This window comes from Burkholderia sp. BCC1640, assembly GCF_902833125.1.
GTDB lineage: Bacteria > Pseudomonadota > Gammaproteobacteria > Burkholderiales > Burkholderiaceae > Burkholderia > Burkholderia diffusa.
On record NZ_CADFEF010000009.1, the window covers coordinates 37,305 to 61,252 of the forward strand.

Here is a 23,948-nt window from a genome sequence, read left to right on the forward strand (position 1 = left end):
TCAGTCGGTGAGCCACCAGAGCATGTCGTCGATCGTCATCTCGTCGATCGATGCCGGCGACATGCCCAGTTCACGCAGCAGCCGATTCGCCAGCGCCTTGAGCGTCTTTCGGTCCAGCTTTGCGTACGGATCGAAAGGAGTAGTAGGCGTCCTGCACGCGCTCGTAATCAGCCATATCCATCGCATCGAGATCGCTCGGCGCGATCTCGGCGAGCGACGCGAACAGGATCAGCTCCTGCTCTTCGGCATCGTTTGGCGCGAGCTTCTGCGCGCCACGCATGTCGCGCACCTTCGGCCGACGCATCGTGAAGGTGTCGCACTCGACACCGTTGAGCTTGATCGGATAGTCGAGCTTGACCGTGACCTTGTCCATTGCGGTTCCTGAAATGAAAAATGGCGAGCCGCCGGCTCGCCATTGATTGAATAAAGTAACTTTGCAACATGTCCGTCGAATGACGGTTACGCCATGCCGAGCTTCTTGCGAATGTCGGCGAGCTGATCCACGCCGTTGATGACGCGCTTGCATGCGAAGATGTCGATCTCGTGCACGACCGCGCCGTCGATCTCCAGCTTGTAGTAGTCGCACGATACGTTGAACTTCGCGTCGACCTTGTCGCCCGGCTTCCACTCGCCCGGATCGACTTCGTAGAGCATGCCGCGCAGGTACACCACGACGCTCTTCGAATTGCCGCTGCGATCCTTGAATACCGCGCGAAACACGCCGTTGAACGCGCCCTGATCCACCAGCCCGAAGAACTTCAGCACGTCGTACTCCATCGTCGCCATCGCGAACGACGCTTCGAGCGCTTCCATGCCTTGATCGACCTTGACCGCCGCATCCATGCCGGCCGCGCGGAAGTCGTCCGTCTTGAGTTTCAGCTTCGGCGGCGTCATGCTCGTCGCACGACCAGCATAGCTACGGCCATCGACGAACGTGTTGCAGTTGTACAGAGTTTCCGGAATCATCGCTCCCCCTTAGATCTGGTTATCGAGCACTTCGGTCAGCCACTGGTTCGTGACCTCGAAGCGGAAAATCGGGTTCTCGGCCGGCGGCACGTCCGTAAAGCGAATGTTCCAGTACACCTTGCCGTCTTCGAGTTGGCTCGCCGTGTTCAGCTGCGGGTCCGGGTAGACCTCGAAATTGATCACTGCGCCCTGACGCTTCAGGTCGCGCATGAACGCCTGCAGCCCCTCGGTCACGTCACTGACGTACGTCGCCGTGATGCCACGGTCGACCGCCCACTTGTGGCCGGCCTGCACCGCATCCATGACGATGTCGAGCGTGCGCACGCGCGTGACGAACTTCCATTTCGGATCGGCCGACAGCGTGCGGTTGCCCCACAGGCGAAAGCCGCCGTCACGAATGATCGTCGCGATGTTCGCGTTGTTGAGCAGGTTCGCGCGGCACGTCTCGTCGCCGTCGAGGTATTCGATCGGCCGGCCCGTGCCCGTGATCTCGACGATCTCCTTGTTCGACGGCGACGCCCAGAAACCGATCTTCGCGTCGGTCTGGCAGAACAGCCCCGCTGCGTACGTCGACGCCGGCAGCGAGATCTCGCCGTTCGTCGCGTTGTCCCACGCCTTCGCGCCGGGGTCGACCATGTAGAGGCGCTTGCTGCCGAAATTCTTCGCGTACGCAATCGCCGCCGCATCGTCGCTGTTCGGGCCGTCGATCACGGCGACCGCGCGCAGCTTGCCGGCCAGCGAATCAGCGGCTGTTGCGACCGGTTGCTTCGACGTGTGGCCCGGCGCGATCAGCAGACGCGGCTGCGTGTTGAAAAGCGACTTTGCGTCGAGCAGCGCTTGCATGCCGGTGCGGGCACCGCCTGCGGTGACACCGCCCACAATCGCGGACGTGAGCTGCGCCGCGTCGGTGACGGATGCGACACCGACCGCAACGACGACCGCACTACTCTGCGCATAGATCGCACGCGCCGAGCGGGCGATCGCGCTCTTTTCGCCGAACGCCCGCACCGCGTCGCCGTAGCTCGTCAGTTGAACCGGCATATTCGGCTGCGCCAGACCCGCGCCAGGCGTGTAGGTGTCGGTCAGGCCGACGACCGACGACGACGGCACCGCAATCGTGCGCGGGCCGCTGTCGACGATGGTCGTCGTGATACCGTGAAAAAACGAAGTCGCTGCCATGCGGATCTCCAGAAATGAAAAAAGCCGCTCGAGTGAGCGGCTTACGAAACAGGACGGCGCACGAACGCGCCGGGAAAGTTACTTTGCGTCGACCTCGGTGGGCGGCTCGGTGTCGCTCGCGCCGTCACTGTCAGCCGGCGCCGCGAATTCCGCGTCAGGGGGTGTCTCGCCCGCCTCATTGCGGTGCGCCGCCTCCTCCTCGCGCCGAGCGGCTTCCTCGGCCTCACGTGCAGCCTTCTCCGCCCGCTGCGCCTCGACCTTGGCGAGCAACGCCGCAGGGTCCGGCTCGGCCGGCCATGCAACGTCGCTCGGGAAGGTCGGCGAATCGACCACGCCGACCAGTGCGACCTGATACGCGGCCCACGCGTCGAACGTCGCCGACTCGATATCCGACAGCAAACCCGTCACACGCGCGTCCGACTTCCCGAGATTCTGCTGACGCGCTTTTTCCATGCGCGCGTAGAAATCCTCCATCGCGGCTTCACGTACGCGCTCCGCAACGACAGCCTCATCGAGCACCCAAGCGCCGTCTTTCCAGATGTATTCATCGGACGGACGCGGCACCTCGGTCAATCCCGCGTCGTCGGGCGTCACACCCGCGACCGTGATCTCGCCCGCTTCACCCGTATCGGTTCGATACAGGCGCACCCCGCGATAGTCCGGCTGCATCTTCCATTTGCCGTCCTGCCAGAACGGCCAGGAGCGCGTCGGCACTTCCGGCAAAGGCGTGAGCGTGCAGAAGGCCGGCACGAGATAGCGATTCGCGTCCATCGGGTCGCGTTCCGCGAGAAAGCTCGCGATGTAGCGCCCGGTTTGATTGTCGTATTGATTGCAAAGCATGTTTGTCCTCGAATTCTTAGTAAGCCCGAATCATCGCGAGTAGCGCAATGTTGCGCGGACGGCTTTCGTTGCCACCGTCAGCCGCGACGCTGATCGTGTGCGAGTGGGCGCCGGCCCCGCCGATTCCGACGTTGTGGCCGTGTGCACCGGACCCTTCAATGCCAATCGCGATCGTCGCGCCATCGGTGCCGAGATTGTTGGCGCGACCGTTGTCCATCCCGTAGCCACGGCCGGTCGAGGTCGAATACGCTCCGTTCGATCCAAGACCGAAGCCGTGCGCGTGCGGCTGCTGACTGACGTTGTGACCGTGCCAACCCTGTGAATCGGTCCATGCGCTGTGGGAGTGATCACCCACGGCGGCGGCAGATGCGCCGTGCGCATGCGCGCGGTTCAAGCTGTCCTGCCAGCTGCCGATCTGGCGCTGCGCATCGGCACCGCGCGCATCGTCCCAGCAGCGGATAAACTCGCCGCGAAGATCCGGCAGTCGGAACGTTGTATTTCCGTCTCCGGTTGAAAAGCAACCGTGACGCCCCTTGCCCCAGTCCGCATCTGCGACGATTGCTCCGCTCGCCTGCGCGTACGCCCACAGCAGCGGGTAGTCCGTCCGCTTCAGCTCGGTGCCGTTCAGCTTCAGGAATCCCGCACGCGGCGCAGTTCGGGCCTCCCACACGATCTGCCCGATCTGGACATTGGCGACGGCCGCCGCAAACCACGCCGACGTGATCAGCTTGTCCGAACTGTCGCCAGCAGGGGGTGCCGTCGCCCTCACCGTGCCCCCGACCCGAACCAACGACGAGCCGTCGTCAGCGACCTCACCGATCAGCAATCGCCCGGCCTGATTCAGCATCATCTTCGTTTGACCGAGGATGTTGAATCCGATCCCGAGTCGTCCGCCGGTCGGCACGGTGTTATTCGCGTCGGTCGTCGAGTTCAAATACAGGATCTTGCCGGCCGCCGTCTGCGAGTACGCATCGATGTAGTTGTCGATCACGCCACCGGGTCCGTCCGGTGCAGCGCCGATGCCGATGTACTGAGCGGCATTTCCGGTGCGGTACGCCACAACAGCGTAGCCCGTCGCATCCGCGACTACCTGAAGCCGCCCCGTCTCCCGATCTGCCGCCGACGTGCCGACGATCATGTTCCCCGTTTGCCCGATCTGCGCTCGCGTGATGTCGAGAATCGTGAACCGAATACCGAGCGCACCGTTCGTCGGAGCCGTGTTTGCGGCGTCTGTCGACGCAGCAATGATCAGCGACTTGGCCGCCCCCGGATCGGAATAGCTCGCGAGCGTGTTGTCTTTCGGGTTGTTGCCGACACCCGCAGCGGCACCGAGCGCGAGATACTGCGCACCGATATCAGGCCGCCTCGCGGCGATGGCATAGCCTGTCGCGGGATTCTGGACGAGCATTGTGCTGGAACCGTCATCCGCCGCTCCTCCGACCAACCATCGCCCCTCCGCCGTGATGCGGCCGCGCTCGGTCTTGCCGGCGATGAACGACAGCGACCCGGCCGCTCCGAGCGTCAGATTGTTGGCCTGCATCACGACGTACGGTACGCCCTGCGCACCGAGCTGCAGGTGTCCGTCTGCCGGCGAAAACATCCCCGTGTCGGGATCTCCGTCAAACGCGAAGCCTGCATTGTTCGTGTTGTTCGGCGTGATTGCACCGACCTTCCCGAGCAGCTTACCCTTCAGCGCATCGCCGGCCTTGGCAACCTTGTCGTTGCCGAGATCACCGATCTTCTTGTCAGCCGCATCGGCGCGCGTGCCGAGGTCTGCGACCTTCTTGTCGGCCACATCGGCGCGCGTCCCGAGATCGGCGACCTTCTTGTCCGTCGCATCCGCACGCGTCCCGAGGTCGGCGACCTTCCTGTCCGTCGCGTCCGCCCGCGTCCCAAGTCCCAAAGCAACTTTGTCGGCTGCATCCGCTCGGTCCTTGAGGTAGCGCGTGCGGTTTCCAAGCTGCCTGATTGCGATGTTGTCGACCCCGTCCGGGCCACCCAGCACTTGATCCGACGTCTCGAACTGTCGAATTCCCGGCTCCCACTTACTCTCTTCCTTCAAATCGGCCATGTTCCGATTACCCCTCGCGTATATTGACCGTTGCGCGTTGCGACGCCGTTGTGTCGGATCGCAACCTCAGAAAAATCGAGCCATGCGAGCAAGCTGCGCGCTGGCGCGTAGCGCTCAATCGCGCGCTTCAGGTTTTCGCCTTGATCGCGCGTCACCGGCTGCTTCAATGTGACGATGTATTCGGCCCAGGCGGCGGACCCGCCATACAGATATCGACCATTGCGCTTCACCGATCCGTCGCGGCGCTTGACCTGCCGCCCTTCCTGAATATCGATCTCGCCGAAGCCGAGCCGCCGCACGATCTCGCGGATTGCCCACGGCGTGCCCTTCTTCTGGTAGATCGCCAGCGACGATTTGATCAGCGCTCGGCGTGCGTCTTCGGACTCGGCCAGTTCCCACCCGTCGACCGCGAGCGACCATGCGAGCCACGGCAGGAACGCAGCCGGGCAGCGATCCGCATCCCATAGCGTCCTGATCACGTCCGGGTCGACGCTCGGGCGCATCACCTGTGCGAGCGCAGCTTCGAGACTCGTCTGGTTTGTTGGCAACAACGCTTCAATCGTCATCGGCCACCTTTGGATTGAGTACGATCGACGTGCAACGCGCGAACTGGTCGATCGCGCATACGACGTCGGCGACCGGCGACTTCAGGTCGACGCGCACGACACCCGATGCCTTCGGATGCAGTGCCCCGGTCACGGCCGAACGCGGCATACCCACACGCAGCGCTTCGCCTGCGGCGACCGCGATATCCAGATCCTGTCGACGTGCGGCGATCACGACACCCGGATCCGGTCCCCGCCCGACGTACACGTCGGCGACGATCGTGTAATTGACGGGGCGGGCCGCGACGACCAGGAGCGTGTCGTTCAGCGGTCGACGGTCTTCCGGCGAAAGTGCGCGGCGTACCGTGTCGAGCAATGCCGCACTCGCTACTCCACCGTTCGAATACGACTTCACGACCACGCGCACCACACCACCCTCCGGGCGATCGACGCGCACGTCGGCAACGTCCGGCGACGCGTCCATCGCGAGCGATCGATACGCGCCAAACGGGCCTGCCGTCGACGATCGCTCGATCCCCATCTGTGTGCGCAAACGCAGGCGGTCGTCGCGCTCGACCGTCGCCGGCACCGGCGGGTGCGCTTCCGGATCTCCGGGGTCGACCGTCTCCCGCTGCAGATTCCAGAGCACCGCCAGATGTTCGAGATCGGCGCCCGTCGCGTAGGCCAGCAACACGGCACGCCCCCCGTCGTTCACGCGCGCACGAAACCGAACTTCGTCGTACGCGGCCAGCTCGATCAGCTTCACGACCGGATCGGATTCAAGCGCGGCCGTCCAGTCCGGATAGATGCTCTTGAAATGCTGCAGCTTGAACTGATACGCGGCCTCGAAGTCCAGCGTTTCGACGAGATCGGGCGGATCAAGCGCCGACAGATCGATTACTGTCATGTCGTCACCTCGAATACGACGTCATCGCCGTTGTATTGCCCGGCGATTCGAAAAGTTACTTTGCCATCCACGACAGACAGCACGTTCACGCGATCCAGTTGAAGGCGCGGCTCCCAGCGGACGATTGCGCGCGCAGATTCAGCCTGCGCCGCCGAGATCCAGCCGCGCGTGATCGGCATGTCGACCATCGCCGGGAGATCCGAACCGTACTCGGGACGCTCGCGCCGCGTTCCTTTGCGCGTGCCGAGAATGTCCGCGACGCTCTGCACAAGATGCTCGACGCCGCCGATCAATCGGCCCGTGCGGCGACACATACCGACCAGCGCGACCATCACTGCACCTGCACGTCAACGCGCTTGAAGTCCGCGCGAGAGTCGAGATATTTGATGTGCTGCGGCTCCGTTACAGTTGCCTTGCCCGCCAGCACGGCGATGTGTGAACCATCGGGAAACACAACGATTCGGCTGTGAAACTCGGTATCGATGAACGTCACGGGGACCGTGCCGCTACCTTGCCGTGCGTCTTTCGCCATAACCACCTCCACAAACGAAAGACCCCGCACGCGCGGGGTCCAAAGTCACTTTGAATTGATCAAACCGGCGGCCCGACCAGCTCGCCGTCATCTTGCTCGCGGTGCCGGTGTCTAATGAGCGACTTACCGTCCGCAACGACGTCGTCGGTATATTCAGCACCGCCCACGATCTTCATCGCGACACCGCCGCCCTTACCCGACTTGCCCTGCATGCCGCCGTTGAACGTCAACAGTTGCTCGGTCGTCGTGTTGCCGGTGAACGTCGAGTCCGGCACATCGGCGAGCAGCTTCGCGCTGCGCAGCATCGCGCCGTCCGCCTTCAGCTCGAACTCGGTTTCGCCGATACGGAACACGATCCGGCCACCGGCCGGCACCGACAGCACGTATTCATGGCTCGCATGGTTGTACTGTTCGAATGCGCCATCCGGGAAGTCGGTTGCAGTCTCGTCGGGATTCGACCGGCCAGACCCGCCGTGCTGCTCGGTGTAGTAACCGGGCGCGACGAATGCGCCCGCGAGATCACCGGACGGCGCCCACAGTGCGACCTCTTCGTCGACGGACGGCGGACGCCACTGTCGAACCTTGCCAGCGGCACCCGCCTGCCATTTGAGCCAGTCGCTCACCCAATCGCCGATGCGCACCTTCACGCGCGGCGGATCGTACGTGACCGCCTCGACGACCGCGGACTGTGTCAGACATGCCATGCGGCGATCCATCTCACCAAGCTCGAAGTCGCTCACAGGTCACCTCGCATCCTGATCGGCCGCACTCCAGTACTGGTCTTCGTGTCCCGGACCCGTCTCCGGATCGAGACCCCACAGCACCGAGCGGCCTTTCGTCGGCGGCTCGAACACGTCGCCCAGGTCGAATTCGTGCACCCATTCAACGAGCCAGACGAGATACGTGTCCAGCTCCGGGCGAAACGGATCAACGCCCGCCGACCCGACCTGCCTACCCGGCGTCACGGGCAGCCCCCACGTCGCCCCGTGCACCGTTTGCAGCACGCGAGCGGACAGCTCGCGCACCTGCAACTCGGCATCAGGCACCAGCGGGTCGACGATCACGCGGGCCTGCATACGCGCGATTAGCGGCACGCGGCCCGTGCCGTCGTCGTGTCCCGGCTCCAGCTCTGCAAGCTCGATTGCGACGAAAGGCGTTTCGATCGCCTTGCCGATCTTCGGATACGCATGAATGCGTTCGAGGTCCGGGAGGCGTTGCCGTAGCCCCGCCTCGATCCCGTCATGCAGTTGCTTCAGGTTATCGAGCACGATTCATCGCCTTCTGCAGTTCATAGTTGACCTCCTGCCGCAGCACCGTCATCAGCCGGGCCTCACATGCCTGTGCGGCCCGGCGAAACGCCGGATCGCCGGTCTGCGACCACTCGACCTTCACCACCTCGAACGGCGTCCGCTCTTTCCCGATACGTCGGTAGATCGGCCCGTCCGGCTGTCGATTCGTCTTGCGCCACGCGCTCTCGAACAACGATTTACCGGCCCGCATGCCCTTCTTCGTGCGTCGAACCGAACCTAGGCGGTGCGCCTCGATCGGATTCAAACCGAGCCACACCTTCCCGGTATCGGCCGACCGCATGAAGAAATACATCCGCTGCCGCAGCAGCTTCTGCTGGATGCCAGTCGCATTACCGACCTCCTTCGCCGTCTGGCTCCGGATCCACGCGCCTGTCTTGCGCAGCGTGCGCCGCCATGCCACCTGCATCGCTGCAGGCGGCAGGCCCGCGAGCGCTTCGAGCGCCCCCTTCACGTCGATCTCGACCTTCAGCAAATCCATCGTCACCTCAGAATCAGGATCGTCCAGCCAGTCCCATCGGGGTGCAGCTCGAACACGCGGTAACGCCCGCTCGGCGTCACGACGATGCTGCCCTCGGTCACGTCGACCGCATCGGCGTCGGTGATATGCAGGACGGGCGCCACGAGCTGCGTGCGCTGCGTTCCGAGATCCGGACCGAGCCACGGCGACGTGAACATCCCGTCGACGGGCCGACCGTCGATCGTGATATCCGCGTCGCCGAGATCACGCAGCACTGCCGCATCGACGTCCGCGATCAGATCCCGGAACGCCATATCACGCCTTCAGCTTGACGATCGCCTTCGGGCGCGTGCACAGGTGCACCGGGTTCGACTGCGCCTCGAGGTCGACGCCCTTGCCGAACTGCGCCAGTTCCTGTTTCGCGTAGTACGGCAGGCCCGTCGTGTTCACTGCTTCGACATAGTCAGCCGGCGCGAAGCGCGTAATGAACAGCTCCGGCACGCCTTCGGGCACCGCATACGCTTCGTCGTCGGCCACATAGCCGATGTCGCCGACACGACCGCGATAGCGCTCGAACGTGCAACCGCCGAAGTCGAATGCGTCGCGCGCATCGCCCCGCAGGGACGCCGCCATCGCGGTCGCGAGATACGTTTCCTTCACGGTCTTCGCGACGATCAGCTTGTTCCAGAATGCCCGGCCGCAAAGCACGCGCACGCCCGTGTAGGTCGTCGCGCCCAGCGCATCTTCGATCGCGTCCTGCACGTCGACGCACTTCACGCGGATCTCTGTTTCAGCCTTGCCCAGCTCGAACGGAATCACAGTCTGCTCGATGCCGAAGTACTGCAGAAGATCGATCAGTACCGTCTTGCCGTCGGCGTCGAGCACCGCGCCCTTGATCGCGCCGATGCGGTGGAACTCGTGCGTCGCGTCGAGCTGGCGACGCAGTTTCGCGAGCCGCCGGTTCACGACGGTCTGCAGCGCCTCCAGCTCCGTTTCGGAACCGAACGCACGCAGGTTCTGGATCTCGTCGGCCTTCACGAAGGCACGCTGCGGCAGGTGCACGGTATTGAACGGAATCATGCTGCGCTTGCTGCCAACCACGATCGCCGACGGCGAGCCGCGCTCACCGGCCGAGACGAGGGACAGCGTGTCGCCGTCGCGCTCGATCTGGATCGTCGTCGTGGTGATGCCATCCTCTTCGAACAGGCCGAGCGCACCGACGCGGCCCGGCACGTGCGGCTGGTCGTTGATCGCTGCGGTGAGCGACGACAGCGAGAACGCTTCATCTTGAAACAGGGCGATGTCCGCCATACAACCTCCAACAAGGAAATGGACACAAAAAAGGCCACGCGCGATGCGTGGCCTTCGGAATCAGTTGTGCTGCGATCAGCGGACGATCACATGGCGTTCCGCGAGATCGGTGCGCGCTGCCGCATTCAGACCGGTCAGGCGTGCGGCGGCGACCTCGGCGAGTCGCACAATGCCGGTCGCCGAGCGCGGTGCCTCGGACGCTGCCAGCGGTGCATACAGCACCGCCGCAGCGACTTCGGCCCCGTCGTTCGCCGCGTTGTCGTACGGCGCATACTCGCCGGTGCTCGTCACCCCGAGCACCTGCCCGGCCGACAGCGCCGGCCCGGCCTTCACGATGATGTGCTCGCGCGAAATCTGCCCGTTGCCCTCCGACACCAGAAATTCCGCCGTCTGGCTGCCCTGTACCTTCACGTTCGACATGAGTATTCCCTCCTCGGGTATCGTCAAAGTTACTTGCCGCTCTTGCGAGCCGCGTAGATGGACGCCGCACGCGGCGCATTCGCCACCACCGGCGGCTCGTTCTGCACCGTCGGCTGCGCACGCGGATTGATGCGCGATTGCGATGCCGTCACGCGCTCGAACAACCGCGCACGTACGTGATCCGGCGTCAGACCGTCAGCGACGAACTGCGCGGTCAGCTCCGGCACGTTCGCCGCAAGGCAGATTCCGGCGATGTCAGCCGCCTGCTGGATCGCCGCATCGACCGTTGCCCGGTCCTTCAAGCCAGTCGCCGTCACGATCGCCTCCGCGCAGTGCGGCAGGCGCGCGTCGCGGCAGGCCGCGAATACATGCGACGCCAGCGCCGAGACGTCCGGAGCCGCTGGCGCGGGCTGCGGAGCGGGTTGCTCCGGATCGGGCCTCGGCTCGGGCGGCGTATCCGGCGGGGTCTGAGGCTGCGGTGGGTCGCTCGGCTCCGTCTCGTCGACCAGCGCCCGCACAACGTCGGGCAACGCCGAGAAGCGCGCGAGCAGCGCCGTCGAACTTGCAGACGCGGACAGCTTCACGGCTGCCTCGATCGTGTCGCAGAATCCCTTTTCCTTCGCCTGCGCGGCCGTCAGCCACGTCTCGGCATCCATCATTGCCCGGATGTCGTCGACCGACTGACCGCTCTTGGCTGCGTACGCCGCGAGAATCCCGTCGCCTGCGTTATCGAGCAGGTCGGCAATGCGCCGCAGGTCTTTCGCCTCGCCCGCCGTCACCGTGTGCGCGTTGTGGATCATCAACATCGCGTTTTCCGGCATCACGATCTCGTCGCCGGCCATCGCGATCAGCGATGCGGCCGATGCCGCAATGCCGTCGACCCGCACCTTCACCTTGCCCGCATGCCGACGCAACGCGTTGTAGATCGCGAACGCATCGAACACATCACCGCCCATCGAGTTGATCGCGACCACGATCGCCGATGCGTTGGCCGCTGCGGCATCGAGCTGCGTCACGAACGTCTGTGCGTCGGTGCCCCAGAAGCCGATCTCGTTGTAGATCCGGATCTCGACCTCGCCGGCCGCGTTCGCCTGCGCCCGGATATCCCACCACTTAAGATTGCGTTTCATCTCACTCCCCATTCGTGTGCGCGAGCGGATCGGTGTCGTCCGTCGCGTGCGTGTCGTACTGCAATCCGAGCCGTTGCGCGCGCTGCTGGTCGGCCGCGTTCTCGTCGTCGACCTGCTCCGGATCTTCGCCCTTCGCGAGAATTGCGCCGGTGCGACTGGTCAGCCCCGCCCGAATTTCCGCGCGCTTGGCCGACACGTCCTGCACCGGATGGATATACGGCCAACCCTGCGGCACCCACCGCACGCGCACGTACTCGCGCCTGGTGCGGTGATAGTTCGGCATCGGCATCGCACCGGACAGCGCACAGGCGTCGACCCACCAGGACCAGATCCGCCGACAGAACTGATGGATGAACACGTTCTGCTGCAGCTGCTCGATCGAGCGCCGGAACTCGTTGAGCAATACGCGCAGGACACGGTCGCTGACATCGCGCAGATCGCCTGTCAGCACCTCGTAGGGCATGCCGACCGATGCCGCTGCCGCCATCAGCTGCTGGCGCATGAACGGCGCGTAATCGGCCCCCGCGCCGGGCGGCGTCGCGAACTTCACGTCTTCCCCCGGCGCCAGCTCCTGCATCGCACCTGGCTCCAGCGACACCACCGGCGAGAACCCGTCGACGTCGAAGTCGATCGGCGCACCGGAGACTGGATCGCCGAGCGGGCCGACCTCCGCCTGCGGCTTCACGATGAAGCCGGCAAAGAGGTTGCTCACCTCCTGCCGGAACAGCACTGCGTCGTCGAAGTTGTCGAGCGAATGCAACCGCAGCAGCACCGTCGATAGCTCCGGCACGCCACGCACCTGACCGGGCCGCAGCCCGTGGAAGACGTGCGCGATCTCGTCGGCCGGCACGCGCACCGTCTGCACCGTGTCACCCGCATATCGGTTGTACTCGCCCGGGTGCCGGCGCAGCAGGTGATACGCGACGCGCTCGCCGTCTTCGTTGAACTCGACACCGTTGATGATCTCGCCGCCTGGAATCGGCTCGTTCTTCGTGACCGGCAGCATGTCGCCTTCGAGCAGCTGAATCTGCATCGGCACGGCCAGCGCGGCATGCAGTGGGCGTAGACGACGACGCACTAGCACCTCGCCGTCGCTGAAGAACGCCCGCGCCGCGAGCGTCTGTAAGCCGTACAGGTCGTGCACACCGTCGGCGTCCAATTCCCCCGAGCTGTCATCCCAAAGTTGCTTTTGCGCGCGACGCACGTCCGCGTCCGGATGCTGCGGATGCGCCTGAATGCCGGTGCCGATGGTGTTCGACACCAGACGCGCGATCGCCGTCTTCGCCCACGGGTCGTTACGGATCGCGTCCCGTGCACGGTGACGCATCAGCGGCAGGTTCTGCACGACCGAAGCGTTCGGCCCCGCGCTCGATGCCTGCCACGACTTTGCCCGCGCCCCGCGCGTGCCTGCCGATTCGTACGCAGCAGCCTTCAGCCGGGTCGGCACGACAAAGCCGCGCTGCGCGAGAACCGGATACGTGCGGCTCATCGCACCCCCTTGCCGGCGTGGCGCAGGCGAACCAGCCGCGAGCGGCCAGTCGCTCCGTCCAGCGCCCGGATGATCTCGGTCTGCGCATCGCGCAACTCGGCAATCGAGCGGTAACGCACCTTCCGATCTGCGTACTGGACCTCCAGTTCGCCCTTCGCGATCGCCGACTGGATGCGCTGCAGGTCCCTCATCGTGTAAGCCATGTGTTTCTCCTATCGGCGTTTCAGGTACGTCGAGCGACCGACACGCCGGCCCTGAATGCGCGAAACCCCGCTCGGTGGCGGGGTTTCGGGTGGTTTCGGTGCCATCGTGGCGACTTCGATCGGTTCGTCCGGCGGATCGGGTGGTTGCTCGAACGGTTGAGCAAGCGGCAATGCCTCGATCACCGGCACCGCGTCGAACAGCGTTACCTGCGAAATGCGATGCTGCTCCAACAACCAGTGCTGCTCGGTCAGCAAGTGCGTCTTGAGGCTACGCGCCGCATGCAACGCATATGCTTCGCAGTCGAGCGCTTCGTTTCGCGCACCCGCCTTCTTCTGCCAGACCCGCTTGCCGCCGACGCGCCCCGGCACCTTCACCTCGGCCGTGACCTGCGTGAGGTAGTCGGAACGTACGCCGACGTACCAGTGCATTCGCCCCGGCCCGTCGCCGTCCAGCTTGAGCCGGTTGTCCAGGATCAGGTCTTTCGCCTTGCTGACGCCGACCATGAACGGTCGCAGGCCGTATTTCGCGGCCTTGCTGTTGTTACGCGTCGAGTCGATTGACGCCTTCGGCACGCTGAAAATCTCCGCACCGACATCGGTACCGCCCTTGATCGCCATCACGTTCAGGCCGGCCCGCTGAGCGGCCCGCACATATTTGTACACGGCGTCCGACGTCGAGCCGTCCGACGAGTCGATCGATGCCGCACGAATCCGGGCAAGTCCGCCGGATTCGTGTCGGTATGCCTGCGTCAGCAGTTCGGTCAGAGCGCCCCATACGCCGCCGGTCAGCGGATTCTCGCCCTGCTCCAGTACGTTGCCGTGCAACTCGTCCCACAACACCAGCCAGCTTTCCTCGCCCCGGCCCCACGCACGGATGACGACCGCGATGCGATCGTGCTGGACGTCGACGCCGATGGTGAGCAGCAGGCCACGCGATGGCACGCTGAACGGCGCATACGGCAGCGCCCGCTCGGCCAGCAGGTCCAGCTCCGGCAGATCCGACTTGTACTTGTACGGTCGGCCCTGCGTGTTGTTCACGAACGAGCGCATCTTCGTGTCGTCACCCGCACGCAGCGCCCGCTCTGCGGTCAGCCACTTCTTGACCAGCTCGCCCATGCGCGAGCCTGGAAACGGCGACACCAGCTCGTTCAGCCGGAAGCCGGCCACACCGTAGAACGGCGCGGTCGCGACCCACCGGCCGCGTCGCACAGCGCGAATACGGGCGTTGTCGTCCCACAGGCTGCCGCAGTGCGGGCACGTGTATCGCGCGGTCTCGGGCTGCGCCCGGCCGAACACCTCGTGCTCGACCTCGGCCCCCTCCGACCAGGTCACGTTCTCCCACGCAAGCTCATGCTCTTCACCGCAGTCCGGACACGGCACCAGATAGACGCGCTGATCCGACGACTCGAACGCCTGCTGGATCCGCGAGAAGCCGTCGACTGTCGGCGTGCCGCCGAAAATCACCTTGCGGCGGCTATCCGAGTAACTCTTGTTGCGCTCCTCGAGCAGCGTGATCGAATCGCCCTGATCGCGCACGTTGGTGTTCGCGTCGTCTGGCTCCTCGACCGCGACGACCGGGGCCGGTGTCGACTTCACATCGTCCGGCGCGTTCGACGTGATGAACTTCAGAAAGCCGCGCGGGAAGGTCTTGTGATCCCACAGGTTGTTCTTGTCGCGGCCGGCGTGCACCGGCACCTTCGAAGCGAGGCGCGGTGTAACCTCGACCATAGGCTCGAACTTCTCCAGGTTGAACTTCTTCGCCGACTTCTCTTTGGCGAACATCACGATCATCGGGCACGGATCGACGTCGATGCGCCGGCCGATGTAGTTCAACAGCACGCCGTCAGTCCACGCGACCTGCGCTGACTTCATGCAGACGACTTTCTGCACGCGAGGATCGTCGAGCGCAGCATGCATGCCGAACACCCACGGCGTGATGTTCGGGTTATAACGGCCGGGACTCGCGGTCGCCTTCGCACTCATGCGCCGGTACTGACGCGCCCAATCCGTCGTGCCAATCCTCTCCGGCGGGCGCAGCAGCTGCGCGATCCTTCGGATCACCGCCTGGACGGTCTGGATCGTATTGAGATAGCTGCTCAAGGCATCCATACATATGCTCGTTCAACCACTCGACGTCGACCTCGACGTCGTAGAGTGCGCGCAGCTCCTGCACCAGCTTGTCGGGCAGCGCCAGCAGTTCCGTTTGAAATGCGCCGACCATCTGGCCGAACGCCTGTTCCAGCTGCGCGACGTTCACGAGCTGGCCTTTCTTCTCGGCCAGCGTCAGCAGCTTGATCTCGCGCTCGACGATCTCGGTCTTCGCGCGCTCGGCGACCAGATCGATGCCGGTGCCGCTCGCGCGGCCCGCTGCCATCTCGCGCAGGTGCCGGATATATGCGATGCGGATCGCATCGAGCGTCGCCTCGCGATAGTCGAGCTGGACCTTGTCGACAAAGCGCGAAACGGCCGACTGGTCGAGGTCGAGATGCTCGGCAATCTGTTGTTGGGTCGGCATGAATATGACCCCCTATGGAGATTCGACAGTAGAGAAAAAACGCGGGTGTGAGCCCCCGCGTGTGGCGATGCCCTGAGGGTCCCCGCCTGCTCAAAAAGTAGGCAGACCGGCACCGATCGCGACATCGGCCGTCGCTCCGTCGCCTGCGCGGTCCATCGCATCGTCACACACGAAGCACCGCGCGGTAACGCGCCCCATGCTTCGATCTTCATCCCACGTCGACCAGACCTCGCTCGGCCCGGCGCTCGTCGACTCGATTCGCATTTCAGCGCCCCAATGCAAAAAGCCCTGAGGGCTTTCGCACTCAGGGCTTCAAAAGTCCGCTCCTCTAAGCTTGCGACTTGGGTAACTCTGAGTAAACTTTCTTTAAATCATCCTCCAACGCATCATTGGGGAAAAAATTTCCTTTCAGATACTCAGCGAGAACCCCCGGCCTATCGTCTCGCAGGAAAAGTAAATACAGCAAATAGAATATTGATATGCCCCTAACCGTAAAATCGACGCTCGGCTCCTCGTCTTTATAGTTATTCTTGCGAAAACTAACCCATCTTTTAGCGAAAATTGGAACAATATCTTCATTCTCACGAAGCGCCTCACTCAACTGCTCGATTGTCACGATAGACAACATTCTGAGTGGCGCGACCCTCCTGCCAGCAGTCTCACTGGCTGAATTTACCAATTTCACCCCAAGCAGTGCCGCGATGTTCATATCTATAATATTAACCAGCGGATCGGTATTCACGAATACCAACAGCGATTCTGCATCGATCTCAACACGCGAAGGAGTTTCATTCAACTTTGACGGCAACTGACCGACATAATCCTTAACTAGGTCACGAATTGCAGTAAACTCTTGATCACCAAGCTCAAGCAATCCGGCCAATCGAGAAAATTGCCTCTTTACAGGCAGAGGAACCGCCTCAGCGGTTTTATAACCGAGATCGTGCTCAATTTCAGCCCACGCATGCTGGAGAATTGATCGAACTTGAATCTCTGCCGACAGTAAGTTAAATTTACTATATTCGACGAGCCCACTTCTCACACGCCCGTTTGATACGACATAATGAACAGAACGGTAACCAAATTGATCATGCTCAAGAGTCGCGGATTTATCTATAGAATTATCTCGATCAATCTCGAATTCCGACTCGATGATGTCACACACCCGCTTCACATCATCCTCAAAGTAAGTAATAACTCTAAGGCCACAGACATCGGTCATATCCCTTAGGCCGCGATATTTACCCTGGCTTTTTCGAGCAATCTTATTTTTTACGCTTTCGCGATCCTTAATTCGATGCGTGACATCCAGCACTCGGATCCCAGCATGCTCCAAGAGTTGACGCACCAATCCTTCTAACGCCTTGCCAAAGGAAGCGTACATTTCTTTGGACTTGTCATACTCATCTAGCAAGGTAGGCACCAATTTGATCACCGTTTCAGGATGTGAACCCAATATTTATGTTCCGATGATATCGAATCGAGACCTACTCCGTCTATCGAAGTTGCCGGTGCCCAACATCAATTGATGTTGCTGGAGCAACGTATCCGCGCGACGAGAAGCAAAAAGCCCCGAGGCTTTCGCACTCGAGGCTTCGATAATTCTATTTCGCGAGGGCGAACGCCTCCCACCGACCTAATGGGCACCCTTAATTGTTCTTATGTCCCGAGAGGTTTGCACGACTAACGCGCGGTGCCAGCGAATATCCAGTGACGCGGTAAAGGATATGCGCAGTTTAAGCGATCCGCTCTTGGAATGGAAGCCATTTCATTCTCGCAACTGTCGACGCATTGTGTCGGACACCGATCCGTTCACATGATCGAGCAGCGCGTGCATGTCATGGAAGCGGCGCGACCAGTGGCGACGGTATTCATCGAGCGGCACACCGATCGCCAGCGCGCGCGCTGCTTCGTCGATCGGGCGCTTGCCGGAGCCAGCGCAATCCGGGCAAATGTAGCGACCGTCTCGCCGCACGATGCCGCGCCCTTCGCACCGCGCGCACTGATCGTTGATCCACTCGTCCAGGACGCGCAGTGCGAAGCGCTCGACGATATCTGCCTTTGCACGCTCGACTTCATGTCCGGCACGCTGATCGCGTCGCTCGTCGCGCTTCAGGCCCGTGAAGCGACTGCGCTTGAAACGGCCCGACAAACGGATCATCTGCGCAAACAGCAACGTCGCTTTTCGGATCGTCTCTGGCTTCGTCTCTTGCCCTGCCTTGATCCGGACCAGCAAGCGACCGAGATCGTTAGCAAAGGCGAGTGCGCCCAAAGTAACTTTAGGATCGGCAATCGGGTCGGTGAACTGACCACGAACGCTCATTGCGATGCCTGCCCGCTCCATCAAATCGATCATCATCCTCTCCTTATCGTCCTAATGTCTCAATGTCCCAAGGGAAAAGGCTTGCAGGGGTGCGCGCCTGCGACATGCGCGACATGCGCCGCTCACGTCGCGCATGTCGCGCCCCTGCACCCGCGCCCGAGACCGCGCCTTGGGACATTGGGACATGGGACGTCCGCAGCGCGCCAAGACGGGGCCAGTGGCGCGCTTGCCGTGCAGGCACAGCGCGCCACGCAATCACAACGGACTGTCGTCATCACCCGCTGCGACCAGTTCGCGCTCGGCTTCGGGCTCTTGCTCTTCGCGCACGTAGTACCAGCCGCGCGATCCAGTCGATTCGCGCTTGCGCACCCAACCGAGCGACTTCAGCGCCTTGCCGATGCGGCGCTGCTCCGGTAGCGTCCATTTCGACGTGTCGAGCTTCAGGACGTCGGCGAGGATCTCTTCCATCGTCGTGCGGGGCACGTATTCCAGAGCCTTGGCGATCTTGTCCTCGTACACGTCGCCCTCGTAGCGCTCTGCCTGCTCGATCTCGAACAGCGGCCGTTCCTGCTCGGTCACGTGCCATACGACGCCCGAGCGGTACAGGTGAACGGCTTCGGCCCATAGTTGGTCACGAACGGCCACGATGCCGTCAATGTCGACCAGACCTCCGACACGCAGCGGCCAGTAACGCCGGTTGCCGGATTCGTCTTTCAGGTACGTGTCGAAGTTGACCGAGCCGGCGAACACGCACTGGCGTGGCACGTCCGTCGCCCGCTTGCCGTAGAAGTTGCGAAACCGGTCGACGGCCGTCGCGAAAAAGCTCTTCACCGCCGACGAGTCAGCCTTGTTCAGCGAATCCAGTTCGGCCAGCTCGATCACCCACTTGCCCGCCAGAACAGCGTACGTATCCTTGTTGCCGATCTGGATCGGCGTGTCGGTGAACCACGACGCACCCGCCAGCACCTTCAGTGCGGTCGATTTGCGGTGCCCCTGCTTGCCTTCGAGGATCAGCACGTTGTCGACCTTGCAACCGGGCTCCATCACGCGTGCGACGGCCGCGATCATCCACTTCATGAAGGCGAGCTGTACATACTCGCTGTCGGCCACTCTCAGGTACGTCGACGGCATCGACCGCACACGCGGCACGCCGTCCCATTTGAGCCCTTCGAGGTATTCGCGTACATCGTGGAAGTGGGTCGCGTCTGCTACCAGCAGCACCGCGTTCATCACGATGTCGGTGCGCACCGACAGGCCATACCGCTGCGACAACCACAACGCGCAGCGTTGATCGTCCATGTCCGTCCATTCGCCCGTCACGCCCTGCGGGAACGGCGGCGCCTTGCGCTTCATGACGCGCCCGCCGAAGTCGTCCTGCTCGATCACGCCCTTCCACGCCTTGTGGTTCGACAGGATCATGTGCACATTGCCGAGCGTCGGCAGAAGCGTGCCCTTATCGGAGCGCGCGAGATCCTGCTCCCACGTATGAGCACCGTTCTCCGCTTCGCGGCCATCCCATTCGGGCTGTTCTGCGGCAGCGGACGCCGCGTGCGGTTGCGTTTGTGGCGTGTCTACGGACGACGGTGCCACCGTCGCCGGCCGGATGTCTTCGTTCGCTGGCGCGATGACGCGCAAGATTGCCGCTTGCATCTGCCCGACGACGGATTCGAGACCGTCCTCGACATGCAGGTCGTTGAAGTCCGTCAGCTTGCGCTCGCCACGATTGGCGAATACCGGATAGACGACGCTGACGTCGTCGACCTCGGCTGCCACCTCGTACGCACGTTTAAGGCCGGTGTTCTCGAAACGCTTGCGGCGCACCGGCATCACATCATTGCCGTAGCTCACTTCGACGTAGGGCACGCCGTTGTCGTCACGGCGACGTGCTGCCGCGACCATGTACCACGTATTCTTCGCCTCGATCCGAACCGGCTCCGCACCGAATACCAGCTCGCCACGGAAGCCGAACTCGTCGGCCAGCCACTCGCGCATGCGTTGCTCGATCTTCCAGTCATCATCTGCGCAGATCAACACGTGCACGTCCGGGTGCGTTGCACGCAAGCGGCGCACGGTCGGCAGGATGCCGCCTGCGTCGAAGCAGACGTCGACGGCGAAGGCACGGTCCAGCGCCATTCGGATCGAGCGGGCGGTCGCGTAGCCTTCGGCGACCAAGACGATCTGATCGTCAGCACCCACCACGCCGAGCAAGCACGATGCGCCCTTCTTCTCCATGCCCTTGTTGAAGCGCTTCGCGCCGTCAGGCGTGATCTTCTGCAGGCCGACGAGACGAGCCTCGTCGCCGTACTGGTACATCGGCACGAACATCGTGCCGCCGGTATCAAAGCGCACGCCTTCGGCCATGATCTGCTTTCGCTCCAGGTACGCGGACGTGCCCTGTTCAGACGCCCGGTTCCACTGATCACGCGCACGGTTTGCGGCGAGCTTCGCCTGCCGGGCGTCGCGTTCAGCCTGCTCGCGTTCGGCCGCTTCCTGACGGCGACGCGTCTCGGCGAGCACTTCCTCGCTCAGTGGTGCACCGCTCCATTCGAATCGCTCGGTGCCCGGATCGTCACCCGAGAAGTGACCGAACGTACCGCCATAGCCGATTACAGCGCCCTTGCTGACAACCTCTCGAAGCTGATACCAGTATTTCTTGCGTGGCCCGTACCGGTGATGCTTGCCGTCCGCGACGGGATGCCCGGCGGGCAGGTCGGGATGTCCGGCCGCACGCAATTGCTGAATGATCTGGTCCAGTGTCGCCATACAAAAATTCCCTCGATCAAAGTTACTTTGGCCGCGCCTCGCGGCCAGATCACAATCCGTTGAGCAGCACCCGTTAGCTCGCACGCCGAGCCGCATCCAGCTCGGCAAGGCGACGGTCGCGTGCGACCTTGTGAGCGAAGCTGCGCCACGCTGCCAGTCCGGCTGCATAGCACTGCCGCCCACTCGGCGACCGGCTGTACTGCGAAGCGCCGCGTCGCAATGCGCTACTGTTTCCGTTCACGTTCACGGGGGTCTCCTGTTATTTGCCGCGTAGTCGACGCCATTCCGCCGACATGAGATCGTCGAACGCGGCTAGGTCCAGCGCGCAGAGACGATCGGTAAGCTGATTGCGAAACGCGTGCCGTTCCGCCTTGGTTGCGAGCGCGGCGCATGCGCGCGCAGCTCGGTCGACGAACGGACGCACCTGCCCCGCTGCGCACGCTTCCGCAAGAATCGGAGCGAGACGATCGGGGAAGGTAGAGATCAGTTCTGAGAGCAGGCGCCCTGCTTCATCAGGGGCGCACTCAAAATTGGATGCAAGCTTCGTGATAGCGCACGCCAGCTGCTGCTGAATTGAGCAGCAGAGATCGATCCGTTCACGCTCAGGCCGACAGCACCCCATGCCGTGCTTGAATCGCTCCATGTCAGCGATTCCGACGTTTTGCAGCGAGGTTGCGGGCCGCGTGGATCAACCTCTGGAACAGGCGCTGTCCCTTTCGCCCCGTCGCGATGATTTGCTCGGCCTCCCGGTCATCGATTCGTTGATCTTCGAGAGCGCGGGTCACGTCGTCGGCAACGCGGCCGACGTGCGCCTGCAAGTGCAGCGTCGTCGAGACGAGATGCATCGTGCCCTGCTCGAGCGCCTCATCAGCTCCGTGATCGCCGACATGCTCGGCAACCAAACCGAAACGCGCATTCAGTGCGTGCAGCGCGTCGAGCGCATGCGCGCTGCCTTCGGTCTTTTCCTGCATCCACTCGACCAGTAGCTCGAACATTTCCATCGACAAACGACTGTCGCCGACTCCGCGCAGGCGCAGACGCAGAGACTCCGTCGTGACGTTCTTGCCGCGTCGCACGGTCAGATAGTTGGCGGCATCGGCGACTCCGCCCGGCGTGTTGCGAACGGATGTGTACAGCACGTCCAGCCATTCGGTGCTGTCGTATCGGCAAGTCATGCGCAGCCCGTGCGAATTAGTTTCGTGAGAAATGGGAATGGCGAGCGTGCGAGAATCGCATTCACACCTTCCTTAGCCATCGCTTGTTTTTCACCATGGACACAACTACCGTCGCCGCGCTCTCGAGCACGATTGGCGTGATCATCGGCGCTGTTTGCGGTGCGCTCACGACGTTGGTCACTACTCGGCAGACCATTCGACAGAGACAGAGAGAGCACCTTGTCGAGCGAGCGTATGACGCTGCGCGAGCGGAGCATCTCGCGCACCTTGAGATCGCGAAGATCGAGGGACAACGCGGCGCCAACCGACCGATAGCGGCGTTTAGTCGCTACTTGGTTTACCACCTTGTCCTGCTCGACCGTCTCGTAGACCTCAAGAAGGTGAATGAGCTTGATGCGAGCGCCATTGCGTGTGCGCTTGACGATGCAGCGCGTCTTTCGCGCACTGACCGCAAGGGAGACATCCAAGCCAGGGCCAAGGGCGAAACCTGAGAATCGCTCTTCCGGGGCGCACGGGCTGGGGTGCGCATCCAGCCATTCAGTGCTGTCGTATCGGCAAGTCATAGTCGGAATATTTGAGAGAGGCCGCGTTTCATGCTGTCGCCTCACCAAATCGGCCGCTACGATGCGAGGCCAGTTGGATGGGCAGTTCAACGCGTCGGATCTTGAGGAATTGCTACTACGGAGTTCGCCATGAACAGATCGGGGTGCTCCACCTTCACCGCCGCCGGGATGCCACGCACAAGCCAATTGCAAACCCGCTGCGTCCCGCCAAGTTGCTTTTCGTAGCCAAGCAATTCGGCGACCCTCGCGGGTCCGCCAAGTCGTTCGATCGTCCGCCGATCCGATTGGATGTGAGCTGATTTGTCCATGGGACAATATTAAACACTATGTTTATACAAGAAGCAAACACAGCGTTTAACAACAAGACGTTTACTTCAACGACCATTGGCCCCATGCGAGCCATACATGAAACAGCGCAGCGCCTTTACATTGCGGCGCGAGAACTTCGGGACGTTGACGGTCCCGCAAATGTCGCGCGCCTGCTGAATGACTCCCCTCAGCTTCTGAACAATTGGGAGCGCCGAGGTATGTCCGCAGCCGGCATCATCAAAGCCGCAGCCGCAATTGGATGCAGGGCGGAATGGCTCAGGTCTGGCATCGGTGAAATGGCTGACACCGGTGCAGCGAGAGAGACATTACGAGACAGTAAGGTTTCCGGCGATCTAACAACGAGCCGGAAATCGAAGCCGCTGCCAACAGACAACCTCGACATCATCGAACGCACACGGTCGTTCAATTCCGCCCTGACCAAAGCAGCGGAACAGCACCTCGTCACCCCTCAACTGATGCAAGCGCTGGAAGGCATGCTAGAGGCCGGAATTGCAAACTCCAACGCAGCGGCGTTTGCAAAACGCTCACGTGCCGCCATTCGCGCGGCCGTGCAGCCCGAGGGCCAGGCTGAAAATGAAGGACAGAAACGGGGATCAACGCGATAACGTCATCGACTTTGCTACGTACCGGATAGCTCGCCAGCAGCGTCTCCGAATCGATCCAGACGAATCGGAATTCGTAACAGAAATTCACTTTTCAATCACTCGCGGGGGCGACATCGTGACGTCCCCGCCGCGCTTCGCCGACAACCATCTTCTCGCAGTGCTTTCGTGGTGCCAGAACCTATCTGCACTGGTCTTAGATTCCTATCTAGACGCCACCGCTTGACCTAACCACACGTTTATATCCGCCCCTCACGCGAACTTGACGCGAGGGCACAGGCACGCCCACAAATTAAACACTATGTTTGCCTTAAGAC

Annotated in this window: 27 protein-coding genes; 1 reads left to right on the plus strand and 26 read right to left on the minus strand. The window is 62.6% G+C overall.

What is annotated here, in order from left to right; all coding sequences use genetic code 11:
• Nucleotides 1-70 precede the first annotated feature (70 nt).
• The 26 genes from HWX25_RS12130 to HWX25_RS12255 all read right to left on the minus strand — a co-directional run bounded on the left by HWX25_RS12130 (nt 71) and on the right by HWX25_RS12255 (nt 22,603).
• On the minus strand, nt 71-373 hold the full coding sequence (locus HWX25_RS12130) for a phage tail assembly protein (protein WP_059545941.1): 303 nt from the start codon (nt 371-373) through the stop codon (nt 71-73).
• A gap of 86 nt (nt 374-459) precedes the next feature.
• Nucleotides 460-966 (minus strand): phage major tail tube protein, encoded by a 507-nt coding sequence (locus tag HWX25_RS12135; RefSeq protein ID WP_175908629.1) that lies wholly within the window; start codon nt 964-966, stop codon nt 460-462.
• Between the two features lie 9 nt (nt 967-975).
• Nucleotides 976-2,145, minus strand: a complete 1,170-nt coding sequence (locus tag HWX25_RS12140) for a phage tail sheath family protein (RefSeq protein WP_175908630.1) — start codon at nt 2,143-2,145, stop codon at nt 976-978.
• Between the two features lie 78 nt (nt 2,146-2,223).
• Nucleotides 2,224-2,985 carry a tail fiber assembly protein gene (locus tag HWX25_RS12145; protein WP_175908631.1) on the minus strand — a complete coding sequence of 254 codons (762 nt, stop codon included), beginning with the start codon at nt 2,983-2,985 and terminating at the stop codon, nt 2,224-2,226.
• A 16-nt stretch (nt 2,986-3,001) separates the two neighbouring features.
• Complete coding sequence (locus HWX25_RS12150) at nt 3,002-5,056, minus strand: phage tail protein (RefSeq protein WP_175908632.1); 2,055 nt, start codon at nt 5,054-5,056, stop codon at nt 3,002-3,004.
• On the minus strand, nt 5,044-5,622 hold the full coding sequence (locus HWX25_RS12155) for a phage tail protein I (protein WP_059542506.1): 579 nt from the start codon (nt 5,620-5,622) through the stop codon (nt 5,044-5,046). Before HWX25_RS12155 ends, HWX25_RS12150 begins: the two co-directional genes overlap by 13 nt.
• Nucleotides 5,612-6,508 (minus strand): baseplate J/gp47 family protein, encoded by an 897-nt coding sequence (locus tag HWX25_RS12160; RefSeq protein ID WP_175908633.1) that lies wholly within the window; start codon nt 6,506-6,508, stop codon nt 5,612-5,614. The genes HWX25_RS12155 and HWX25_RS12160 overlap by 11 nt, the downstream gene beginning before the upstream one ends.
• Nucleotides 6,505-6,840 (minus strand): GPW/gp25 family protein, encoded by a 336-nt coding sequence (locus HWX25_RS12165; RefSeq protein WP_175908634.1) that lies wholly within the window; start codon nt 6,838-6,840, stop codon nt 6,505-6,507. Before HWX25_RS12165 ends, HWX25_RS12160 begins: the two co-directional genes overlap by 4 nt.
• Nucleotides 6,840-7,040, minus strand: coding sequence for a hypothetical protein (locus HWX25_RS12170; RefSeq protein ID WP_069227272.1), 201 nt, complete (start codon nt 7,038-7,040; stop codon nt 6,840-6,842). Before HWX25_RS12170 ends, HWX25_RS12165 begins: the two co-directional genes overlap by 1 nt.
• A gap of 59 nt (nt 7,041-7,099) precedes the next feature.
• A complete protein-coding gene (locus tag HWX25_RS12175; protein WP_175908635.1) occupies nt 7,100-7,780 on the minus strand; it encodes a phage baseplate assembly protein V in 681 nt (226 codons plus the stop codon).
• A 3-nt stretch (nt 7,781-7,783) separates the two neighbouring features.
• Nucleotides 7,784-8,308 (minus strand): hypothetical protein, encoded by a 525-nt coding sequence (locus HWX25_RS12180; RefSeq protein ID WP_175908636.1) that lies wholly within the window; start codon nt 8,306-8,308, stop codon nt 7,784-7,786.
• Nucleotides 8,298-8,828 (minus strand): phage tail protein, encoded by a 531-nt coding sequence (locus tag HWX25_RS12185; protein WP_175908637.1) that lies wholly within the window; start codon nt 8,826-8,828, stop codon nt 8,298-8,300. Before HWX25_RS12185 ends, HWX25_RS12180 begins: the two co-directional genes overlap by 11 nt.
• Before the next feature lie 2 nt (nt 8,829-8,830).
• On the minus strand, nt 8,831-9,121 hold the full coding sequence (locus tag HWX25_RS12190; RefSeq protein WP_059546359.1) for a hypothetical protein: 291 nt from the start codon (nt 9,119-9,121) through the stop codon (nt 8,831-8,833).
• A 1-nt stretch (nt 9,122) separates the two neighbouring features.
• The gene (locus HWX25_RS12195; RefSeq protein ID WP_175908638.1) at nt 9,123-10,118 is read right to left on the minus strand and encodes a major capsid protein; all 996 of its coding nucleotides are present in this window, start codon (nt 10,116-10,118) and stop codon (nt 9,123-9,125) included.
• A 75-nt stretch (nt 10,119-10,193) separates the two neighbouring features.
• Nucleotides 10,194-10,538 (minus strand): head decoration protein, encoded by a 345-nt coding sequence (locus HWX25_RS12200; RefSeq protein WP_069227277.1) that lies wholly within the window; start codon nt 10,536-10,538, stop codon nt 10,194-10,196.
• Between the two features lie 29 nt (nt 10,539-10,567).
• Nucleotides 10,568-11,668, minus strand: a complete 1,101-nt coding sequence (locus tag HWX25_RS12205; RefSeq protein ID WP_175908639.1) for a head maturation protease, ClpP-related — start codon at nt 11,666-11,668, stop codon at nt 10,568-10,570.
• 1 nt (nt 11,669) lies between these two features.
• Nucleotides 11,670-13,157: a phage portal protein gene (locus HWX25_RS12210; RefSeq protein WP_175908640.1), complete on the minus strand. Its 1,488-nt coding sequence runs from the start codon at nt 13,155-13,157 to the stop codon at nt 11,670-11,672.
• Entirely contained in the window at nt 13,154-13,360 is a 207-nt protein-coding gene (locus HWX25_RS12215) for a hypothetical protein (protein ID WP_059540509.1), read from the minus strand. Before HWX25_RS12215 ends, HWX25_RS12210 begins: the two co-directional genes overlap by 4 nt.
• 9 nt (nt 13,361-13,369) lie before the next feature.
• A complete protein-coding gene (locus HWX25_RS12220; protein WP_175908641.1) occupies nt 13,370-15,343 on the minus strand; it encodes a terminase gpA endonuclease subunit in 1,974 nt (657 codons plus the stop codon).
• Complete coding sequence (locus HWX25_RS12225; RefSeq protein WP_175908642.1) at nt 15,306-15,875, minus strand: MarR family transcriptional regulator; 570 nt, start codon at nt 15,873-15,875, stop codon at nt 15,306-15,308. Before HWX25_RS12225 ends, HWX25_RS12220 begins: the two co-directional genes overlap by 38 nt.
• Nucleotides 15,876-16,203: 328 nt before the next feature.
• Nucleotides 16,204-17,331, minus strand: a complete 1,128-nt coding sequence (locus HWX25_RS12230) for a hypothetical protein (protein ID WP_175908643.1) — start codon at nt 17,329-17,331, stop codon at nt 16,204-16,206.
• A gap of 312 nt (nt 17,332-17,643) precedes the next feature.
• Nucleotides 17,644-18,231, minus strand: coding sequence for a hypothetical protein (locus HWX25_RS12235; protein WP_175908644.1), 588 nt, complete (start codon nt 18,229-18,231; stop codon nt 17,644-17,646).
• 222 nt (nt 18,232-18,453) lie between these two features.
• Nucleotides 18,454-20,961 carry a VapE domain-containing protein gene (locus HWX25_RS12240; protein WP_175908645.1) on the minus strand — a complete coding sequence of 836 codons (2,508 nt, stop codon included), beginning with the start codon at nt 20,959-20,961 and terminating at the stop codon, nt 18,454-18,456.
• A 259-nt stretch (nt 20,962-21,220) separates the two neighbouring features.
• Nucleotides 21,221-21,604: a hypothetical protein gene (locus HWX25_RS12245; RefSeq protein ID WP_175908646.1), complete on the minus strand. Its 384-nt coding sequence runs from the start codon at nt 21,602-21,604 to the stop codon at nt 21,221-21,223.
• Nucleotide 21,605: 1 nt separating this feature from the next.
• Nucleotides 21,606-22,136 (minus strand): phage regulatory CII family protein, encoded by a 531-nt coding sequence (locus tag HWX25_RS12250; RefSeq protein ID WP_175908647.1) that lies wholly within the window; start codon nt 22,134-22,136, stop codon nt 21,606-21,608.
• Complete coding sequence (locus HWX25_RS12255) at nt 22,133-22,603, minus strand: hypothetical protein (protein WP_155623738.1); 471 nt, start codon at nt 22,601-22,603, stop codon at nt 22,133-22,135. Before HWX25_RS12255 ends, HWX25_RS12250 begins: the two co-directional genes overlap by 4 nt.
• A gap of 623 nt (nt 22,604-23,226) precedes the next feature.
• Between HWX25_RS12255 and HWX25_RS12260 the strand changes: the two genes are divergently transcribed.
• Nucleotides 23,227-23,634: a hypothetical protein gene (locus tag HWX25_RS12260; protein ID WP_175908648.1), complete on the plus strand. Its 408-nt coding sequence runs from the start codon at nt 23,227-23,229 to the stop codon at nt 23,632-23,634.
• Nucleotides 23,635-23,948: the final 314 nt, after the last annotated feature.

Coding starts and splice junctions, on each gene's coding strand:
- HWX25_RS12185 (WP_175908637.1), bottom strand. CDS start 8,828: ATGGATTTGCTGAAGGTCGAGATCGACGTGAAGGGGGCGCTCGAAGCG.
- HWX25_RS12155 (WP_059542506.1), bottom strand. CDS start 5,622: ATGACGATTGAAGCGTTGTTGCCAACAAACCAGACGAGTCTCGAAGCT.
- HWX25_RS12190 (WP_059546359.1), bottom strand. CDS start 9,121: ATGGCGTTCCGGGATCTGATCGCGGACGTCGATGCGGCAGTGCTGCGT.
- HWX25_RS12225 (WP_175908642.1), bottom strand. CDS start 15,875: ATGCCGACCCAACAACAGATTGCCGAGCATCTCGACCTCGACCAGTCG.
- HWX25_RS12130 (WP_059545941.1), bottom strand. CDS start 373: ATGGACAAGGTCACGGTCAAGCTCGACTATCCGATCAAGCTCAACGGT.
- HWX25_RS12200 (WP_069227277.1), bottom strand. CDS start 10,538: ATGTCGAACGTGAAGGTACAGGGCAGCCAGACGGCGGAATTTCTGGTG.
- HWX25_RS12260 (WP_175908648.1), top strand. CDS start 23,227: ATGTCCGCAGCCGGCATCATCAAAGCCGCAGCCGCAATTGGATGCAGG.
- HWX25_RS12160 (WP_175908633.1), bottom strand. CDS start 6,508: ATGACAGTAATCGATCTGTCGGCGCTTGATCCGCCCGATCTCGTCGAA.
- HWX25_RS12210 (WP_175908640.1), bottom strand. CDS start 13,157: ATGAGCCGCACGTATCCGGTTCTCGCGCAGCGCGGCTTTGTCGTGCCG.
- HWX25_RS12245 (WP_175908646.1), bottom strand. CDS start 21,604: ATGGAGCGATTCAAGCACGGCATGGGGTGCTGTCGGCCTGAGCGTGAA.
- HWX25_RS12205 (WP_175908639.1), bottom strand. CDS start 11,668: ATGAAACGCAATCTTAAGTGGTGGGATATCCGGGCGCAGGCGAACGCG.
- HWX25_RS12250 (WP_175908647.1), bottom strand. CDS start 22,136: ATGACTTGCCGATACGACAGCACCGAATGGCTGGACGTGCTGTACACA.
- HWX25_RS12135 (WP_175908629.1), bottom strand. CDS start 966: ATGATTCCGGAAACTCTGTACAACTGCAACACGTTCGTCGATGGCCGT.
- HWX25_RS12215 (WP_059540509.1), bottom strand. CDS start 13,360: ATGGCTTACACGATGAGGGACCTGCAGCGCATCCAGTCGGCGATCGCG.
- HWX25_RS12195 (WP_175908638.1), bottom strand. CDS start 10,118: ATGGCGGACATCGCCCTGTTTCAAGATGAAGCGTTCTCGCTGTCGTCG.
- HWX25_RS12170 (WP_069227272.1), bottom strand. CDS start 7,040: ATGGCGAAAGACGCACGGCAAGGTAGCGGCACGGTCCCCGTGACGTTC.
- HWX25_RS12150 (WP_175908632.1), bottom strand. CDS start 5,056: ATGGCCGATTTGAAGGAAGAGAGTAAGTGGGAGCCGGGAATTCGACAG.
- HWX25_RS12145 (WP_175908631.1), bottom strand. CDS start 2,985: ATGCTTTGCAATCAATACGACAATCAAACCGGGCGCTACATCGCGAGC.
- HWX25_RS12240 (WP_175908645.1), bottom strand. CDS start 20,961: ATGGCGACACTGGACCAGATCATTCAGCAATTGCGTGCGGCCGGACAT.
- HWX25_RS12220 (WP_175908641.1), bottom strand. CDS start 15,343: ATGAGTGCGAAGGCGACCGCGAGTCCCGGCCGTTATAACCCGAACATC.
- HWX25_RS12140 (WP_175908630.1), bottom strand. CDS start 2,145: ATGGCAGCGACTTCGTTTTTTCACGGTATCACGACGACCATCGTCGAC.
- HWX25_RS12165 (WP_175908634.1), bottom strand. CDS start 6,840: ATGGTCGCGCTGGTCGGTATGTGTCGCCGCACGGGCCGATTGATCGGC.
- HWX25_RS12235 (WP_175908644.1), bottom strand. CDS start 18,231: ATGATCGATTTGATGGAGCGGGCAGGCATCGCAATGAGCGTTCGTGGT.